Consider the following 16,318-nt stretch of genomic DNA (forward strand, 5'->3'; position numbering starts at 1 on the left):
CCCGGCGACGCCGGCCCGTCATGCGGCGGGGCCACGGTCCGAACATGGCCGGAAACGGGAGCGGCGTTATGCCACGAAGACCCCAAGTACCGCAATTGCCGCTCCCGTACCGTGCGCCGCCGTCACGGGGGCGGCCACGATGCTGAACGTCATGACCAGCGCACCCGCCTCCCCGGCGGCAACGTGGAACCCGGCGAGGACCTCCACCGGGCCCTGCGCCGGGAACTCGCGCAGGAGCTCGACCACGGCGGTCCGGCGGCTGCCCCGTCGTCTACGGGTGGGCCGCCATGCAGTGGCGCAACAGCGGCTCCAGCCGCAACTGGGTGTCGTCCCGGTCGAACACCTGGAGGGCGTCGAGGCAGTTGACGATCCACCGGGCCTCGTCCTCGTCCTCGATCCGGACCGCCACGGCGGTCACCGCGCTCTCCAGGTCGAAGGGGTCCTCCGGGAACTCCTCGTCGAGGACCCGGTACCCCGTGGTGAGCAGGGGGCTCGCGTACACCCCGGTCTTCTCGGCGAACTCGCGGGCCCCGACACGGTCCGTACGCAGCCCGGCCAGTCGCCGCAACACCTCATCCGGGTCGCCGAGTTCGCCGTGGAGGCGGTACGCACGGTCGACCAGGACGGGCCAGCCGCTGGTCAACTCGTGCAGACGGTCGAGGCGGTCCTCGGTGTGGAACATCTCGATGCGCTGGGCCCAACCGCGCAGACTGCGACGGTCGTGGCGGCGCAACACCACGGGTGCGGCGGCGGTCGGTTCGGCGCCCGCCAGCAGGGTCTGCCACAGGGCCAGTTGGTCGTGGGCGGTGACAATGACGACCGCCCGGGTCACCCCCGGCGTGGTGGGCAGCAGGGTCTCGGCCAGGTCGACCGCCTCCCGGCAGGTCGCCGGCCGGGCCGGATAGCGGGCGAAGTCACTGATGACGACGCGCCGTTCCCGCGGGAGCCCGCCGGTGAGCTCCTGCTTGTAGACGCTGGGCTTGCCGACCGGCGGCAGCTTCCAGTCCGCGATGCGCCCGGCGACCGTGCGCAGGGTGTCGCCGACGTCGGTGACACCGGTGGCGGGCGTGCCGAGGACGACCCTCGTCTGGTTGGAGCGCTCACCGAGCAGATCGTCCAGTTGGGTGATGGTGAGCGGAGCCGGCCGGCCGTCGGGCAGCTCGGGCCGGCCCTCCTGGACGATGCTCTCCTGGAGTTCGCAGTCCTGCTCGGCCCGCAACAGACGGGCGTCCACCTCGTGGGAGGTGCCGATCATGCGCAGGGCGTTCGGGCCGCGCAGGTGCCAGCCCTGGCCGTCGTGGTTGGGAGCCAGGATGCCGAGGCCCACCATCTCCGAGAGGTAGGCGCGGAAGCCCTCGGTGTCGAGCTGTTCGAAGCCCTTGCGCCAGAACGTCTCGCACTCCTCGCGCAGTTCGGCGTCGCTCAGCCGCATCTCCAGCCCGTGGTGGCGGGCTTGGTACGCGAGCACGTTGGCGATCACGTCGTAGCGGTGGTCCAGGCTGAGCGTGTCCTTGAAGGCCGCCGAGATGCCGTCCCGCAGACCGGTGTCCGACTCCACGACCTCGATGTCGGCGACGTCGACCGTGTACGGGGGCCCTTCGGCGCCGCGCCGCGCCCGCTTGCGGTGCATCAGCTCGACCAGCCGGTGACCGAACATCTGGAGCAGGAACGGCTGGTAGGAGCAGTAGCCGAGCACCCGGTTGACGAGGTCCATGTCGTGGAACTCGAAGCCGAGCGCCCGCATGGGCTCGACGAGGAGTTCCGCGGCGAACTGGGGGGCGAGCGGGCCGATCACCTTCGGGGTCTGCGCGAGGTGGCCGAACGGCCCGTTGCTGGCGAGCTTGGAGAAGCGCTGCACGGAGTGCAGGCCGGCGAAGACGACCTTCGCGCGGTCCTTGGTGTCGGAGCCGAGGCCCTTGAGCTTCTTGGTCTGGTCGAAGCGCGGGGCGTCCGCCTCGAAGAACTGGTCGCACTCGTCGAGCAGGATCAGCAGCCGGCGCCGGGAGTCCCCGTCGAGCCAGACGCGGACGGCGGCCCGTACGCGTTCCGAGATGTCCTGGCGCGAGCGGCGGCCCTGTGGCCGACCCAGCACCTGCGCCGCGACCAGTTCCCGGTCCAGTACGCTCCACAGCGCCTGTGGCCCGAGCGAACTGCCCTTGCCGATGTTCTCCTGGTCGAGGTTCACGTACACGGCCTGGTGGTAGCCGGGGCGCTGCTCCGCGAACCGTTCGCCGGCGTCGCTGAGCAGTGCCGATTTGCCCAGTCCCCGGCCGCCGAAGATGACCTGGGTGCCGCGCGGGTCGAGGATGCTCTTGCGTTCGGCGTCGCGACCGTAGAACATCTCGCCGCCGATGCGACCGCGCTTCTCCCTGATGTACGGGTTGATGCCGGAGAACGGCAGCAGCGTCTGGGTGGCGGTGCTGACCTGGCGGTTCCCCCGGGCCGCGAGATAGGCGAGGGCGGCGTCGTCCACGACCAGCAGCGGCTGCAACCGGGGCGATCCGACGGCGAGTTCGACGCGGGCCTCCCGGCTCAGCGTGCCGAAGTAGACCACCAGCAGACTCGCTCCGCTGGTGTCGCGCTCCGCCAGGCTCATGACGACCTTGGCGGGCGGGCGGCCCCAGACCATCAGGACGCGCAGGGTGCCGCCCTGTTCCCTGATCTGCGAACCGAACGCGGGGGCCTTCGCGCGGCCGTTGATCTCCACCTCGGTCACCTCGAAGAGGCGGTACTCGCGCCGGTGGGGTGACCGCTCGTCGAGCGGCCTGGCGCTCTTGGCGTCGTAGCCGAGGAGCTTGAGGGCCGGCAGCAGTTGGCGTCGCGCGGACACTTCGAGCCGGTCCTTGCGCTCGGTGGCGCCCAGTTCCCGCCAGTCGTCGAGCGCGTCGGCCGCCAGTGCCGCCTCGTCGGTGGAGAGGGCCCCGTAGTCCAGGACGGGGACCGCGGGGTGCTTGCCGCCGGTCCGGACGAGGTCCACGAACTCGCGGTCGATGCCCTTGCGCAGGCTGTCCGGCACCACCGGGAAGTACTCGATCAGATGGGACTCGCCGGTCTCGATCTCCGGGACGGGTTCGCCGATCTCCAGGAAGTAGACGAGGTCGGCCGCGGTGGCCAGGCCACCGGTGTCCAGGTGCCGCAGGACCTGGGCCCGTTCCTCCGTCGTGGGGTCCGCGGCGTCGAGCCGGGCTCGGATCCGGTCGGCCGCTTGCTGCCGGAAGGTCGGCAGGTCGCCGGTGACGGTGTCGAGCGCCCGACGCACGTCCATCAGGTCGTGCGTCTCGGTGTCCTCGAGACGGATGCGGGCGTCGGCCAACAGCTCCTGTAGGCGCAGGTCCTGGTCGTCGGTGACGGCGCCGTCGGCCTGCGCGCGGTGCAGCTCGGCGACGAGTTCGTCGTGCGCCTGCCGCAGCTCGGCTCGTCTGCTCGTCTCCCGGTCGGCGATCTCGGCCACGGTGGGCGGGGTGAACCCGGCGGCCGGGGCCAGGGGCAGCAACCCGCGGTCGGCCAGGTCGACGATGGTGCGGGCCCCGGTGAAGGCGTCCCGGGCGAGCCGTTCGGCGAGGGCGTCGTCCCAGCTCCGGCCGACCGCCGTGAGGAGCCGGTCGAGCGACGGCCGTTCGTCGCGGGTGTCGCACACCTTCAACAGCTCGACGTCCAGCAGGAGTTCAGGGGAAACCGAGGCGTCGGGGCGCATGGTCGCGGTGTCGCCGCCCAGCAGCGCGAACAGCTCCTCCATGGAGGTGCGGGCCGCCCAGGCCGTCGCGGCGGCGATGCTGCCCCAACGGCGTGACGGCTGCTCCAGTTCCCCCAACACCGCGTCCTTGCCGTCCAGCAGGGAGCGGCGCAGGGAGGAGATCTCCTTGACCGCCCGATCGCCGTGGGACCGGTCGCCGCGCCGGATGCCGTTGACCGCCAAGCACCATTCCCGGGTCAGCCCGACCGCCCGTTCCACGAGCTGCACCAGGTCCTGCCGTCCGGAGCCCTGGAGCGGCTTGCCGCTGGACGAACGGTGCTTGCGGTCCATGCGGTCGATCTCGTTGTTGACCTCGGCCAGCTTCGACAGGCGTTCGGCCTGCTCCCGCACCCGTGGCACTGCGGCCCGGTCGTCCCGGACCACCGTCGCCAGGAGCGATCCGAGCATCCCGTCGTCGGGGGCCAGCCAGTGCTTGGCGATGTCGGTCGCCCGGGCGAACCGCAGCCGTTGCGGGGTCAGCAGGACCCGGCACTGCTCGCGCAACTCCCCCAGCCGGGCCTCGGTTTCGGAGACGTCGGCGATCACGACCAGGGGGGAGACGGTCATCAGGGCACCGCTGAGGGCACGGTCGGCGACCGCGGTCGCCACCTCCCCCAGGCGGTCCGGCAGCCGGGGGACCAACGCCTTGAGCTGCGCGCCCGCCACGTGGTCGCCGGTGATCAACGCGGTGCGCAGCAGAGCGGGCAGGAGGACGAGTTCGCTGCCCTCGCCGTCACGGCCCAGGTGCCCGCCGTCCCGTTGGAGCAGTTCCGCGGTCAGCCGGGCGCCCTGACTGTCCCCCGAGGTGAGCAGCGCGGCGGCACCGGCGAGCCGGAGCGCGGCCACCTGCGGCTGCGGGTGTCCGGCGGCGCGCGCCAGGTGGTGGGCGAGCCCGAAGCGCCGTTCCAGGACGAGTTGCGCCAGGGCCCGTTCCACCGCCGCCTCACCGGAGTCCCGTCCCCCGGGCACGGCCGTGGCCGGCTCCTGGGGCGGTGCGTCCTCGGCCTCGGGTGCGGCGGCAGCGGTCGTGGAGGTGGGGACCGGTGCCGGGGAGGCGGGGTCCACGTCCAGGGGTGACGTCGGGTCGGGGTCAGCCGGCGCGGTCTCCGTACGGCGTGGTGTCGAGGGCGCCGGCCGGTCGGGTGCGGCGGATTCCGGTTCCGCAGTCGCGTCGGGCGCGCCCTGTGGGGCCGTGGGTTCGGCGGTCTCGACCCGCGGGTCTCCGGACGTTTCCACGGGGCGGGCGGGCCGCACGGCGTCGCGTCCGCCGGTCACCGTGCCCTTCGGGGGCGCGACGGCGCGCGGCTGAGGCCGGGCGGGTCGGTCGGGCTCGGCTCCGAGGGGAGCGTCCCGCTCCGGCGGCAGGACCAGTTCCGCTGCCATGACCGCCGCCATGGCGCATCCGGGCAGCACCCGGACGACCTGCTGCTGAAGCGCGAGGATCTCCGTTGCGGCATCCGACTGCCGTCCCAGCCGGATGAGACGCGCCAGGGCGGCGAGCGCGGCGCCCTCCTCGCGTTGCGTCCGTCCCCACACCGCGGTGTCCAGCAGACGGCCGGCCGCACCGCGCACGGCCTCCGCGCCGAAGGCCGCCGCGCTGTCCGGACGGCAGGCGACGTCCAGCAGTTCCCGCAGCGTCCCGCGCGCCCGGCGGTCACGGTCGTGCGCCGTCCGGTACGCGCGTGCGGCGCCCGCCAGGTCGTCCAGGCGACGGGGCACCGCCTCGATGCCCGCCGCCCGGAGCACCGCTTCGACACCGTCGAAGACCTCGCCCAGCGCGGTCAGCGACGTCAGGTCCGCGTCCTGCGGGGGGCGTCCGTCCGCGACCGCTCCGGTCACCCGCGCGGCGGACCGCCGGGCTTCCTCGAGGGCCGCCGCCAACCGTCGACAGGCTTCCTCAGGGTCCGTCGTCCGTCCCGGGGCGTCGTCGGGCACCGCCGTGGACGGCTCGTTCGCGAGGACGGGGTCCGGTGCGACGGCTTGCGACGGGGACGCGTCCGGGGTCGGCCCGTCGGGCACGGCGGCGCGCTGGTGCGGGACGTGGCCCGCGGGTGGTCGCCGCTGCCCCTGTGGTGCGTCGGGGTCGAAGTCCGGGTGCTCCGCCAAGACGGACCGGGCCGCGCCACCCACAGCGGCGAGCCGTGCGCGCTCCTCCGCGTCGGCTCGCGCGGCGAACCAGTCCTGGTCCGCCGCCCAGGCGAGGACGTACGCGCCGGCGACGGAGGCGTTGCACCAGGCGAAGACCGCGGCCCGGACCAGTGTCGCGCCCCACCGGGACACGGGATCGGTGACCGTTTCGTCGTCCCGCGCGAAGACGAACCTGCCCACCTGGCTCCGCACGGTGCTGGTGAGTTCCCTGACTCCGCAGGTGCACATGTGCTGCTGCCGGGACTCGCGCCGCAGTCGGGTGAGGACGTCCCGGCACAGGGCGCCGCCCGCCCGTCGGGGCGCTGCCATCCGGATGCCCAGACTGCCGAGCAGCTGCTGCCGGTTCCTGGGCGGCAGGGAGTTGAAGGCGAGCTCCACCATGCCGACCGTGAGGTCGTTCAGGGCGGCGTCCGGGTGTTCCACGGCGTTGAGCGCGGTGGCCAGGCCCCCGAGGGTGTCGGCTGACGCGCCCGGCGGGGACAACGGTGGCCCCGTGACGACGCGGTAGCGGTCATGCATGCGTACGTGCTCCGTTTCTGTGGTGGTCCTGTCGTTGGTTGGGGGGCGGCTCGGTCGACGTCGGCCGAGCCGTGAACGGGCGGTTCCGGGCGCTGCCGGGGTGGGCCGTCGAAGCCGAGCGGCGTGCGGGGCGTGAACGTGGACGGGTCAGAAGCCGCGCGTGTGCTCGGTCACGAAGGTGTATCCGTGGGGCAGTTCCCAGCCGTCCGCCTTGCCGAGTCTGCGGCAGTGCTCCCGGAAGGCCGCTCTCTGCACCTCGCTCGGCGAACAGCCGGGCAGCAGCCGGCGTAGATGGCCGGGCACGAACTGGACGCCGCGCAACTGGGCGCCGTCCGGGCCCGCTCCGCCCCACGGGCGTACCAGCCGCGCCCGGGCCGGGCGGTAGCCGAGGAGCGGGATCGTCGGTTCTGCGTCGCGGGCCGGGAAGTGGGGTCGGCCCCAGGCGTCGCGGCTGCCGAGGGCGGGCTCCAGGAGCCGTTCCGCGAGCAGGTCCGAGACCGCCGACTCCAGTGCCGCGGCCTGTGCCCGCGCCGGTCTGCGTCCGTAGGCCGCACGCGGCAGGCCCGAGCGGTCCAGCAGGGCGTGGCCGTCCGGGGTGAGCAATCCGCAGCGGCGCACCGTGCGCATGACCAGTTGCCGTGGGGCGAGCCCCGCCGCGGTGTCGCCGTGGCGGTCACTGCCCGGAGCGTCCTCCCGGGTGAGGACGCACGGTTCGAAGCAGTGCCCGACCGTGCGGTCCCCCACCTGCACCGGCTCGTCGAGCGGTGCCGTGGCCACCCGGATCACCGGGCCGCCACGGAGCCAGGACAGTTCGAGCAGCAGGCCGGGGAAGAAGTCGCGGGGCCAGCTGACTCCGGTCAGGCGACCGGTCCCGTCCCCGAGTTCGACGGTGACCTCCTGGGGTGCGCCGTTCGGGTCCGAGGTGCCGCCGCAGTGGTCGATGGCGAGGCGGGTCGCGGTGTGTCGGCCGTGCGTCCGGCCCAGTTCCCGCACGACGTGCGGGTGCAGGGGGAGCCAACCGTCAATCAGGTGGATCAGCCTCAGCGGGGACCGCCAGACGATCTCGTCCCGGTCGGACCGCAGCAGTGCGTCGGGGCCGAGGTCGGCGTCGTCGACGAGGGGGAGGTCGACCGGATCGACCTCCGAGGTCGGCTCCGACTCGCCGGGTACGGGGTTCGTGGACGTCCAGCCGCGCCCGGCCGGGCTCAGGGGGTCGCCGGGGGGTTCCGCGTCCCCGGGATGGTGGGACCGCCATACGCCTCCCCCCTCGAAGGCGTCGTCCAGGGCGATCCGGCAACCGTTCCCGAACAGACCCTGCCCGCCGTTGCGTCGGACGGCTTCGGCCAGCGCCACGTTCGCCCGGAACACCGCCGTCGCATAGCCCGCGCCCCCGAGCGCTTCCGCTGCCCCGGGGAACCCGCGCAGCCGCGGGCCGACCGCCGTGTGCACGGTGACCGGGGCGGTCAGACCGTGGCGTCGCCGTACCGGGACGGCCGCGCGTTCCACCGCTGCCACCAGGGACCTGAGGTCACCGCCGCCCAGCGGCCCGGCGTCCTGCCAGCCGGCCGCCAGCCGGGTCCGGGGCATGGCGTGGTGACCCCAGGTGCGCAGGGCCCCGGAGGAGTTGAGGACGCCCCGCACCGTGTCGAGGAGACCGAGCAGTCCCGCCCTCAGGTCGTCGTCCCGGGTGCCGCCCACCAGTTCGGCGAGGGAGACGGGAACGAAGGGACTGAGCAGTTGGGCCCGCGCGGTCGTCAGGAGGTGGTGCGCGTAGGAGGTCGGCTCGTCGCGCCGGGCCGCCTCCCGGGACGGGTAGCCGACGTCGACCACGACGTGGCCGTCCCCGTTGATCCAGCGCCGGCGCATCCGTAGGCGGTGGAGCTGGGCCGGTGACGGGCTCAGCGCCGGCCCGAAGGCGTGGAGGTCCGGAACCAGGAGTTCCCTGCGCACCGGGGCGGCGCCGGTTCCCGGGCGGCCCGGTCCTTCGGCGCCCGCGGGTGCCCCCGACACCCAGTCCGGCACGTCACCGAGGGCGCCGACCTGCGGGTGGGCTCCCTCCCGGTGGAGGATCTCGGCGTAGAGCGGGTCCGAGCCGGTGGCGACGCACACCATGGCCCCGACCGGGAGCACGGGAGCACGTTCACCGAGGGTGATCTCGGGGAAGTCGTCGAGCCGGAGCGGGCTGCCGCCGTAGCCCTCGCCGCCGAGGTCGTAGCCGAAGTACACCGCGTTGAAGGCGACCGTGGTGTGCACGGGCGCCCGGCGGGCCGTGACGACCGCTTCGAGGTAGCTCCGCAGCCGCTCCCGGTCCTGCCGGGGCACGGCGCCGTGGCCCCGTGTCATGCAGGGGGTCAGCAGGGGCCGGTCCCCGTACGGGTCGGGAACCTCCGCCTCGTGGTGATGCGCTGGCGACCGCCCGCGTCCGCCGACCGTCGCCGTTCCCTGTGGGTCCCCACCCATGACACCTCCGCCGCACCACGGAACACCCGAGCCCGGCATGCGGTAGTTCCGCAGACTATGCCTGCGCCTGGCGTTCCGGAGGCACCTTTGTCACATTGCGCTGGATGGCAGCGGCCCGCACCGGGTACCTTCGCGCGCCGTGGGGCGTTCACCCGCCGGGCGGCAACCCCCGCGCCCGGGTGTCGAGTTGTCCGGTTCCCTGCATGAAGCCGGCGAAGCCGGGGCCTGTTCCCGGACGCCCCGGGCTCAGCGTTCCACCGTGGCATCGGCCGAGGTGAGCTGTTCGTCCTGGGGGTCCGGCAGGGCCACGGGACTGCGCCACGACCGCGCGATCGGCTGCGTCACGTCCTCCCACCACGGTTCGGTCGGGAGCGGGCCGGCGGACTCGAAGGGCTCACCGGGCTTGGGGAGCGCGACGGCCTGGCCCGCCTCCTCGGCCGCGTCCTTCGTCCACTCCTCCGGCTCCGCCCAGGCGTGCGGGGCCAGGTTGAAGGTGCCCCAGTGGATCGGCAGCAGCACCCCGTGCGGCTGACCGCCCTGGAGGTCGAGGTGCGCCCGCAACCCCTCCGCCGGGGTCATGTGGATGTCCGGCCAGAAATCGCTGTACGCACCGATCTGGATCATCGTGACGTCGAAGGGTCCGTGCTCCGCGCCGATGTCGCGGAAACCGGAGAAGTACCCCGTATCACCGCTGTGGTAAATCTGATGCCGGTCACCGGCCACGACCCAGGAGGCCCACAGGGTGCTCTGCTCGTTGCGCAGCCCCCGACCGCAGAAGTGGCGGGCGGGCGAGGCGGTGAGGCGCAGCCCGGCGACGGTGGTGGACTCCGACCAGTCCAGCTCGCGCAACCGGTCCGCGGGGACGCCCCACCGTTCCAGGTGCGCGCCGACACCGAGCGGAACCGCGAACACCGTGTCCGTACCGGCGAGCGCCTTGATCGTGGGCATGTCCAGGTGGTCGTAGTGATCGTGGGAGATGACGACGACGTCGACCGGGCCCAGCGCGGCCAGCGGCACCGGTACGGGATGCAGCCGCTTGGGGCCGACGAAGGCGAACGGTGAGCAGCGCTCGCCCCACACCGGGTCGAACAGCACCCGGTGCCCGTCGATCTCGGCGAGGACGGTGGAGTGCCCCATCCAGGTGATCCGCAGGCCCGTGGCAGGGGGCTGCGCCAGTTCGGCGAGGGTGTCCCGGTGGATGGGGATCGGGCCCCGCGGAGCGCGTAGGAGGCGCTGCTCCTTGTCGAAGTAGACCTTGGCGAAGCGGGACGCCGAGCCGGAGGGGCGGGTCCGTGCCGGCACCGGGTTCCGGAACGACCCGTCCACGAAGTGGGGCGAGCGCCGGATCCGCTCCAGCCGCTCCCCGGCGGCGTCCGCACCGAAGGCGGCGGGGCGCAGGGCGCGGAGCCCGGATCGCAGGGAACGAAGGTGGGTCACGGTGCCTCCTGGGTGGAGTTCGGTCGGCGGTTCCCATTATGAGCGGCACCACGGACGGTGCCGGGCCGTGCACGCTCCCGGCACGTTCCCGCACCGGCGCCGCCGGTGATCCACGACGTGCCGTCCGCGGTGTCGCCTCCGACGGAACCCGTCCGTCGGACGGGTGGCGGAACCCGCACTCCCTACGCCCGAAGGGCGATGTGGGTGACCCCCATCTCGATGAACCCGCCCCGTACCCCCGGCCAGCGCGCCACGGCCCCCGGCACTCCGACGAGGAGCCGCCCGTACATTACCCCTACCAGGTAGGGGTAATGGGTCGGGTGAGTGCGCCCACGGGACGGCTCGACGCCGTACCATGCCTCCCCCGTCCGGTGACGGGGCGTGCCCCCGCACGGCCGGGGGCACAGGACGGTTCGCGCTGCGCCGCAGAACCCGCCGTCCGGCGGGAGCGGGGCGAGGACCAGGCGCGTTGACACATCCCTGACGCGCTCCCGATACTGACCGGCGATTCAGTTTCCCTCAGGTCGGTCGACCCGGCCCCTCCCTCCTCTCCGGGCGTCATCGGGTCCCGATCGCGGCAAGCCCCAGGAGTTCGTGTGCCCAGCCTCCAGCCCCCTCCCAGCCCGCTGATATCGCTTGAGTGGACCGACCACGTCACCGGCCGTCGCGGCTACTTCGTCGTGGACCGTCTGGTGCGCGGGGTGGCCAGCGGCGGCCTGCGGATGCGTGAGGGGTGCACGCTGGAGGAGGTCACCGGGCTGGCGCGGGGCATGACGGTGAAGGAGGCCCTGCACTACGACCCCAAGGCACGGTACGTGCCCCTGGGCGGCGCGAAGGGCGGCATCGACTGCGACCCCCGACACCCGGAGGCGTACGGGGTCCTCGTCCGGTTCCTGCGGGCGCTCCGCCCGTACGTCGCGTGCTGCTGGACGACCGGGGAGGACCTGGGGCTGAGCCAGGACACCGTGGACCGGGCCGCCGCGGAGGCCGGGCTCGTCTCGACCGTGCAGGCCGTGTACCCCCTGCTCGACGACCCGGCGGGGGCGCGGAGCCGACTCGCGGACGCGTTCGCCTGCGAGGTGGACGGCATCGGTCTGGACGCACTCGTCGGTGGCTGCGGAGTCGCCGAGGCGGTGCTCACCGCACTCGACCACACGAGGATGCCGTACGCGGGCACCCGGGTCGCCGTGCAGGGCTTCGGCACGATGGGCGGGGCGACGGCGCGCTTCCTGTCCCGGGCGGGACTGACGGTGGTCGCGGTCTCCGACGTCCTGGGCACCGTCGTCAATCCGGCCGGGCTGGACGTGGAGGCGCTGCTGGCGGCGCGCGACGGCTTCGGGACCGTGGACCGGGCGGCCCTGCGCGAGGGCGACCGGGAGATGCCGGGTGACGCGTGGCTCGCCGTCGATGCGGACGTCCTGGTGCCGGCCGCGCTGTCGAACGTCATCGACTGCACCAACCAGCACCGCATCAGCGCCCGGTGGATCGTCGAGGCGGCGAACATGCCCGTGCTGCCGGCGGCCGAGTCGTTGATGACGAACCGCGGCATCGCGGTGCTGCCGGACGTGGTGGCCAACTCCGCGACGAACGCCTGGTGGTGGTGGACGCTCTTCGGCGACATCACGGCCGACTGCGACGAGGCGTTCACCCACATCCGTACCTCCATGCGCGAGTTGCTCGGCCGGGTGCTGGCCCGTGCGGAGGCGGACGGCACGGGACCCCGGGCCGCCGCGCACGCCCTGGCAGCCGAGAACCTGACGGAGATCACGGAGCGGTTCGGCACGTACTCCTGAACGGGACACAGAGGGACGAACACCCGGCAGGCACGGAGAGGCACCTGGCGGATATCCGGTGGATATCCGGTGGAACCCGCACCGGGGCTGATGCCAGCCTGGTGTCATGCTCACCGAATCCACCCCGTCCCCGGCACTGCTCCCCGGGGACCCGCAGTTGCGGGCGCTGTACGCCTCCCTCGGACAGCGCAAGCGGCCCGAGGACATCGCGCAACTGGTCCTCGACCTGTACCGCGCGACCGGCGTACCGCTGGAGCGGCCGACCCGCAAGGCGTTGCAGCAGGCTTCGCGCACCTCACTGCGCCGGCTGTGGGCCGGCTACACCTCGATGCTGGAGGACTTCGCCCGCCCGGTGGGTGCCCAACGTCAACTCGCCACGGCTTCGGAGCTGTTCGCGACGGTGGACGCCCTGCCCGACACCGCCGGCGACGACCCCGAGCAGATCGCCGAGGTCATCCGGGCGGCCGGCGGCGAGATCCGCAAGGAGTTCGGGCGCAGCGACTTCCTCGCCGACCGCCTCAACCGCGAGCAGCGTGACGCGTCGGGGCTCGGCGAGATCTCCAAGCGGCAGTACAACAAGCGGTTCCGGTTGCTACGGCGGATGGAGGCGAAGCTCGCGCGGCTGCTGGCGGCGCAGCGCAAGCGGGACATCACGCTGACCGGCAAGAGCGGGCTGGTGTCACGGTTGCCGTACGAACTGTTCGCGGCCGACCACGCGACGGCCGCGTTCCTCGCGTACCTCACCGCGCGGGCCAACCTGCGCAGCGAGTTCACCATCACGGGTCAGCCCAAGGCGTACGACACGGTGGCCGATGCGCTGTTCCGGCGGCTCGACCCGGTGACCGCGGGGTGGTTCGCGATCGCCCATGCGTACCCCACGGCCCCGGTGTTGGCGCGGCTCGCGGACGAGGAGCGGGGCAGGTTGATCGGGCTCTGGTACGGCGTGCTGGTCGAGGTCGCCGAACAGCTCGAAACCGTCTGGCAGCGGCGTCCACTGGACCGGGCGACCATGGTGGTGCGGCGCGGCGACGACTCGACGACCTGGAACCAGACGGCGCGGGCGTGGTCGACGGCGCGCGCCAACTGGTTCGCGCTGCTGACGGCGATGGGCGCCGAGGAGGTCGTCGACCGGGTCTGCCCGGGGAAGGTGCCGGTGCTGGTGGCTGCCGATGTGGCGGCCTGGCACCGCAGTGCGGGCGGCGGGCTGCATCCCGACACCGGGGTGTGGGCGGACCTCCCGCTCCCCTGGGAGGTGCTGCGGAACGGGGTCGAGTGCCCGCGGTCGCTGGTCGAGGAGGTGTGCGTGCGTCACGGTGTCGATCCGGTGGCCAGGGGATGGACGGCGCCGCGGGCCGAGGCACGGCCGGTGCCCTTCCGCCCGACGCCGGAGCTGGTGCACGGAGTGCGGGTCGGCCATCCGCTGTTGGCCAAGCTGCTGCGGTCCAAGGGCGTCTACTCCGGCAAGGGTGCACCCGGGCAGTCGTGACCCGCCGACCGGAGGGCGCGGGGCGCGGGGCGCGGGGCGCGGGGCGCGGGGCGCGGGAAAACGCGTTGCCCGGTGGGGCGGCGCCCGCCAGGATGGTTCCGGCGAGGAAGCTCAGTGGTGGAGCGCCCGGCTCCGGACCGGGTGGACGCAGGTTCGAGCCCTGCTCTCGCTACGCGTGCACGGGCATCGGGAAGCTCTGCGGTGGAGCGCCCGGCTGTAGTCCGGGTGGACGCAGGTTCGAATCCTGTCCCGATGCCCGTGCACGCGCACTCCGCAGGCCCCCGCCCGCCGTTTTCCGTCATGAACACTTAAGGTTAACGATGTGGCGAGAGTGCGGTTGAGCGTCGGAGAACGACGCGAGGAGTTGGTGCGGGCCGCCATCGAGCAGATCGAGGCCCGGGGCGTGTCCGACGTGCGGATCGCGGACGTGGCCGCGGCGCTCGGAGTGAGCAACGCGCTGGTGCTGTACCACTTCGCCTCCAAGGAGAAGCTGGTCGCCGCGGCGTTCGCCCATGCCGCCGAGTCCGACCTGGCCCGGCTGCGGATGTCACTCGGCCGTCGTACCAGTGCCGTACGGCGACTGCGCGCCGCGGTGCGCTGGTACGCCCCCACCGGTCAGGCCAAGGGATGGCGGCTGTGGATCGAGGGGTGGGCGGTCTCCCTGCGGGAGCCGGCGTTGCGCGCGGTGACCCGGGACCTGGACCGCCAGTGGAAGTCCGCGATCATCGAGGTGATCGCGGAGGGTGCCGCGGCCGGGGAGTTCGTCTGTGCGGACCCCGAGGCGACGGCCCGCAGGCTCACCGCGCTCCTGGACGGACTGGCCGTCCAGGCCACGGTCTACACGGGTAGCGTCTCGCGGACGCGGCTCCAGGGATGGGTGGACGAGGCACTGGCCCAGGAGCTGGGCCTCGCGGTGCAGGAGTTGACGACGGAGCGCCGCCGCTCCCGCCCCTGACCCGTCGACGCGCGACGCCGCCCCGGGCCGCCGGGGGCCCGGTCGGCGGCCGGGCTCGCCGCGGGTCAGGTCTCCCGCACCGGGGCGTACTCGTCCTCGGTGAGGCCGAAGGTCCAGGCGACACCGCCCCGGGCGGTGGTGACGGTCGGGGGGACCCGGAGCCAGTAGGTCCGGCTGGTGCCGTCCGGTTCGGGCGTGGAGTTGACGACCTCGACCATGACCAGGTCCTCGTCGTCGGGCAGCGGCACCCGCCAGAGCCGGCCCGTCTCGTCCTGGTGCAGCGGAACGGCTCCGGACTCGGCGAGGTAGCGGTCGTAGCCGAAGTGTTCCAGCATCACCCGGCGGAGCTCGGCGTTCTCCTCCTCGCGGATACGTTGCGGAGTGAGGCCGGCGAGTTCGTCCAGGAACTCGCCCGGAACGGGCATGCCGCGCCAGGAGTGCAGGGCGAAGCCGTCGGGGTACGCGACCGCGGGGCCGTCGGCCCGGTCGAGGCGGCCCGCCTCGTCGCGGTGCAGCGCCGTGGGGCGTTCACAGACCACGGCGACCTTCTCGTACGGCCACCACCACCCGGCCGAGCGGGCGACGGCCGCGACCCCGTCCAGGGGGCCGTCGGTGTCGAAGGCGCAGAGCCACGCCGCATCGTGCTGGCCCAGCACCGCATCGAGCAGCAGGAGTCTCAGCTCGTTCTCCCGGCGCCGAACGGCGTCCCTGTGCTGCTGCGCCTCGTCCTGGGAGTCCCGGCCCGCAGTGGGGTCCGGGGCGAGGTCCGCCGTGGCGTCCTCGACCAACCCCTGCCCCAGCCGCTGGACCAGCAGCCCGGCCGACTCCCCCAACTGACCGCCGGTGGTCGCCCAGTGCGCGGACCAACCGATCGGGCCGAGCGCGTCCAGCAGCCGCTGTCGCTCGGCCGCCCAGGGCGTGTTGCGCACCGCGTTCCGCACGCCCCGCCCCGGTGCGCCGCCCAGGGCTTCGGCGCCCCCGGCGAGGAGGCGCACCGCCTCGCGCGGCGATCGGGCCCAGACGATCCGCTCCGGCTCCGTCAGCCCGGCCCGGCGGTACGCCAGACGGACTCCGTCCTCGGCGGCGGCCCGGTCGGCGGACCCCGTCGCCGAGGCCACCGCGCGCCAACGCGCGACCCGTTCCAGCACCTCCCCGTCGAGCTCCTGCGTCCGGGTTCCCGTCTCCTCCACGTTCACCGACATGTTCCGCTGCCCACTTCCTCGTCCTTCGCTCGGTGTCCCTCGGTGTCCCTCGATGCGGCGCCGCGCACGCTCCGGCGGCCGGGTGCCGGGCCGCGGCCCGGCGGCGTTCAGTCGGCGACGACGCGCACCGACCCGGGCACGTACTCCCGCTGCCGGACCACGCGGTACCAGCCCTTCGGCAGCGCGATGGCCGCGTGCTCCTCGTGGACCACCCGGCCGCCGTCCGGGAGGTGGAGCAGGAAGGAGCCCTGCGGTCCCTGCTCGCGGACGAGTCGGCCCGGGCCGACGACGGCGTGCGCGTGCCCGGTGACCTCCCCGAGCGCCAGGACCAGCCGCCCCCGGGCGTCCCTGGGTTCACCGGGCGACTCCTCGGCGCTCCGCGGCACCGCGTCCTTCGCGACGGGCACGACGAGCACGTCTCCCTGCCGGAACATGACTCTCCCCTCCGTGGTCGCCGCTCCGTGCGACCACCACGGCACCGACAGTAGGTCGAGGGTCTGACAACCGGTCCGGTCCGTCGCACCGGCCCCCCCGTTATCTTTTTCGCGGTCCTGCAACGGGACCGCTGGCCTCCGGGCCCGGTAT

9 protein-coding genes and 2 tRNA genes are annotated in these 16,318 nt (G+C 73.5%); 6 read left to right on the top strand and 5 right to left on the bottom strand.

Annotated features, from left to right (window positions below):
• The first annotated feature begins 111 nt into the window (after positions 1–111).
• The gene (locus ACFV88_RS26495; protein WP_385494393.1) at positions 112–366 is read left to right on the top strand and encodes an NUDIX domain-containing protein; all 255 of its coding nucleotides are present in this window, start codon (positions 112–114) and stop codon (positions 364–366) included.
• Here the strand turns inward: ACFV88_RS26495 and ACFV88_RS26500 are convergent.
• From ACFV88_RS26500 to ACFV88_RS26510, 3 genes are all read right to left on the bottom strand, one after another.
• Positions 272–6,400 (bottom strand): hypothetical protein, encoded by a 6,129-nt coding sequence (locus ACFV88_RS26500; RefSeq protein WP_385494394.1) that lies wholly within the window; start codon positions 6,398–6,400, stop codon positions 272–274. The two genes, ACFV88_RS26495 and ACFV88_RS26500, sit on opposite strands and share 95 nt — an antisense overlap.
• A 147-nt stretch (positions 6,401–6,547) precedes the next feature.
• On the bottom strand, positions 6,548–8,743 hold the full coding sequence (locus tag ACFV88_RS26505; RefSeq protein WP_385494395.1) for a hypothetical protein: 2,196 nt from the start codon (positions 8,741–8,743) through the stop codon (positions 6,548–6,550).
• Between the two features lie 363 nt (positions 8,744–9,106).
• Entirely contained in the window at positions 9,107–10,297 is a 1,191-nt protein-coding gene (locus tag ACFV88_RS26510) for an MBL fold metallo-hydrolase (protein WP_385494396.1), read from the bottom strand.
• 596 nt (positions 10,298–10,893) lie between these two features.
• Here ACFV88_RS26510 and ACFV88_RS26515 point away from each other — a divergent pair.
• The 5 genes from ACFV88_RS26515 (at position 10,894) to ACFV88_RS26535 (ending at position 14,531) form a co-directional block, all read left to right on the top strand.
• The gene (locus tag ACFV88_RS26515; RefSeq protein WP_385494397.1) at positions 10,894–12,090 is read left to right on the top strand and encodes a Glu/Leu/Phe/Val dehydrogenase dimerization domain-containing protein; all 1,197 of its coding nucleotides are present in this window, start codon (positions 10,894–10,896) and stop codon (positions 12,088–12,090) included.
• Between the two features lie 106 nt (positions 12,091–12,196).
• Complete coding sequence (locus ACFV88_RS26520) at positions 12,197–13,576, top strand: hypothetical protein (RefSeq protein WP_385494398.1); 1,380 nt, start codon at positions 12,197–12,199, stop codon at positions 13,574–13,576.
• Positions 13,577–13,676: 100 nt separating this feature from the next.
• Positions 13,677–13,748, top strand: a tRNA-Arg gene (locus ACFV88_RS26525).
• Positions 13,749–13,759: 11 nt separating this feature from the next.
• Positions 13,760–13,833, top strand: a tRNA-Tyr gene (locus ACFV88_RS26530).
• Positions 13,834–13,898: 65 nt separating this feature from the next.
• The gene (locus tag ACFV88_RS26535; protein WP_385494399.1) at positions 13,899–14,531 is read left to right on the top strand and encodes a TetR family transcriptional regulator C-terminal domain-containing protein; all 633 of its coding nucleotides are present in this window, start codon (positions 13,899–13,901) and stop codon (positions 14,529–14,531) included.
• 65 nt (positions 14,532–14,596) lie between these two features.
• On the opposite strand, the gene ACFV88_RS26540 is transcribed toward ACFV88_RS26535, so the two are convergent.
• Both ACFV88_RS26540 and ACFV88_RS26545 read right to left on the bottom strand, forming a co-directional pair.
• Entirely contained in the window at positions 14,597–15,676 is a 1,080-nt protein-coding gene (locus ACFV88_RS26540) for a DUF6745 domain-containing protein (RefSeq protein ID WP_385494408.1), read from the bottom strand.
• 164 nt (positions 15,677–15,840) lie between these two features.
• Positions 15,841–16,167: a hypothetical protein gene (locus ACFV88_RS26545; protein ID WP_385494400.1), complete on the bottom strand. Its 327-nt coding sequence runs from the start codon at positions 16,165–16,167 to the stop codon at positions 15,841–15,843.
• Between the last annotated feature and the right edge of the window lie 151 nt (positions 16,168–16,318).

This window comes from Streptomyces sp. NPDC059816 (assembly GCF_042732055.1).
Taxonomy (GTDB): domain Bacteria; phylum Actinomycetota; class Actinomycetes; order Streptomycetales; family Streptomycetaceae; genus Streptomyces.

Bases quoted from the DNA above. Each gene is read 5' to 3' on its own strand.
- ACFV88_RS26505 (WP_385494395.1), bottom strand. From the start codon at position 8,743: ATGACACGGGGCCACGGCGCCGTGCCCCGGCAGGACCGGGAGCGGCTG.
- ACFV88_RS26520 (WP_385494398.1), top strand. From the start codon at position 12,197: ATGCTCACCGAATCCACCCCGTCCCCGGCACTGCTCCCCGGGGACCCG.
- ACFV88_RS26500 (WP_385494394.1), bottom strand. From the start codon at position 6,400: ATGCATGACCGCTACCGCGTCGTCACGGGGCCACCGTTGTCCCCGCCG.
- ACFV88_RS26545 (WP_385494400.1), bottom strand. From the start codon at position 16,167: ATGTTCCGGCAGGGAGACGTGCTCGTCGTGCCCGTCGCGAAGGACGCG.